General features: G+C 36.7%; 3 protein-coding genes. All 3 read right to left on the bottom strand.

All coding sequences use genetic code 11. The features are described 5' to 3' along the window. Window positions 1-354 precede the first annotated feature (354 nt). The 3 genes from ABVT42_RS22145 to ABVT42_RS22135 all read right to left on the bottom strand — a co-directional run bounded on the left by ABVT42_RS22145 (window position 355) and on the right by ABVT42_RS22135 (window position 1,913). Window positions 355-1,038: a DUF4328 domain-containing protein gene (locus tag ABVT42_RS22145; protein ID WP_367024509.1), complete on the bottom strand. Its 684-nt coding sequence runs from the start codon at window positions 1,036-1,038 to the stop codon at window positions 355-357. 133 nt (window positions 1,039-1,171) lie between these two features. Then, on the bottom strand, window positions 1,172-1,426 hold the full coding sequence (locus ABVT42_RS22140; RefSeq protein WP_353898255.1) for a type II toxin-antitoxin system RelE family toxin: 255 nt from the start codon (window positions 1,424-1,426) through the stop codon (window positions 1,172-1,174). A 238-nt stretch (window positions 1,427-1,664) separates the two neighbouring features. Next, complete coding sequence (locus ABVT42_RS22135; RefSeq protein WP_367024478.1) at window positions 1,665-1,913, bottom strand: hypothetical protein; 249 nt, start codon at window positions 1,911-1,913, stop codon at window positions 1,665-1,667. Window positions 1,914-1,953 lie beyond the last annotated feature (40 nt).

The raw sequence follows: 1,953 nt of genomic DNA, 5'->3' as shown, positions 1-1,953 counted from the left end.
ACCAAAAAGTTGAGAGTTATTCTAACATTTTTGGTCGAAAAAGGGGTTCTTGATTAGAGATTATTTGTTAAATATCAGAAGGTTAGGCTTTTTTTCAGGGGCGACTACTTAGAAAAGTTAGAAAATAAGTTTATTAAAGGTATCCATTTAAACAGGAAGATTTTTAACTAAGTTCAACAAACCTAAAACCACCAAATAATCTTTATTAGCAATTGCTGAGAATCAATGACATCTAAACATTAAAAATCATACTGAGATTGACTGAAAATATTCACTAAACCTGTTACTTTGATTCATTTTTATACAGGAAACAAAAGCTTTTTTATATATACATATACCTAACTTCAAAAAATATTATTTTAAGCTGAGGATGTCCTTTCCTAGCTCGTGAGCAATTTGTGACTGATAAATACTGTTTACCAATGACAGTGTTACGAAGGCCAATATAATTGATGCAATATCAGATGCTTGATAAACAATATTTACGTTTTTTAATTCTGATATTTCCTCTGCTCTAAGTGACATGCGCAAGACAGCTTGACCTAGAAAATTATTTGCCAGCCAAAAAAACCACCACCAAGGCAATATTGAGCCTACCTTTTCATTACTCCAATTGTCAGAATTGGCACTCGCCTTCCATATTTCCTTCATTGCCTGATATGGTTTCCATAACGTAAATATTGGAATGAAATACCAACCAACAGACCAACCTGGTGTAAATTGCATATCTTTCGCACCAAGTTGCTGGGCATTGTAGTTGGCTCGGTATATCCACTTTAGAATAATGATGCCGGAAATTATAAAGACTACTGTATATGCGATAGCTATTAATCCCTGCCTAGCATCATTTGCTTCACCATCGGCAACCGCCTGTGCTTGTGATGTGTATATTCCATTTTCGTAATTTGACAGCAACTGTAATTCCATATTTCCTGAAATAAGAGAAATTACTGCCACAAGTATTTGGATATAAATAAACCACTTTACCCATTTGGTGAGTGAATCGGAATTCTTGAAGCCTGCTTTCTCTATCGACATCCTCATTTCTCCTTTTACAGCTAACGCCTTTGTAACGGGCGTTTTTTGTGTAGTGGAGTTTTGCGGTAAAGTGGCGAAGCCACTGCAAAACGGAGCGTAGCAAAAAATCTCCTGTTAACAAACTTGTTAGCTTTTAGTAAATATTTCCGCGCCAATCTGCCTCTAACACCCACACTACAAGCTCTGAATCGATAACCTCATACACAACACGAAAATCACCGATTCTGTACCGGAAACGATTATGAAAGCCCTGCATGGTTTTGATATTTGGCCCGCTACAAGGATTGGTAGTTAGGTTTTCCATTTTCTGTAAGACTCGTCGTCTCATAACATGGTCTATTTTCTTTAGAGCCTTTTCAGCTTTTTTTGAGAAGCGTACCGTATACATTACGGCTTCTCCTTAAGAAGCTCTTCCAATGTTTTCAGCTTCTTGATTTCATGCTTAGGAGTTTTTAGTTTTTCCATTGTCGCGTCTTGATTAAGCCGANTCCTTAAGAAGCTCTTCCAATGTTTTCAGCTTCTTGATTTCATGCTTAGGAGTTTTTAGTTTTTCCATTGTCGCGTCTTGATTAAGCCGACGATCTTTCTCTTCTTCTGTTTCCTGGCGTGGCTTTTGATCGCTCATTTCAATCCTCTCCCATTAGATCATCTAAGCTTTTGGCGCCTGAATCATACTTTTCATCCAGTGCACTATCAATTTCATCCTCTTTTTCTTCAATTTTTTTTAGAAAAAACTCGTATGCTTTTGGTTGAATTATTACACCTATTAATTCGCCACTTTCGCTCTCAATGAGAATATCCTCACCCTCAATTGGATCTGGATTCTTTATTTTTCCCAACACATCAGCTGGGAGTGAGCTTTCCTTGATTTTCATTTTCACCTCATATTTGGATGTGTGATTGTATTGAAGCTAA

The organism is Aliikangiella maris (assembly GCF_040719265.1).
Lineage (GTDB): Bacteria > Pseudomonadota > Gammaproteobacteria > Enterobacterales > Kangiellaceae > Aliikangiella > Aliikangiella maris.
This window is presented reverse-complemented; position numbering and strand designations above follow the sequence as displayed.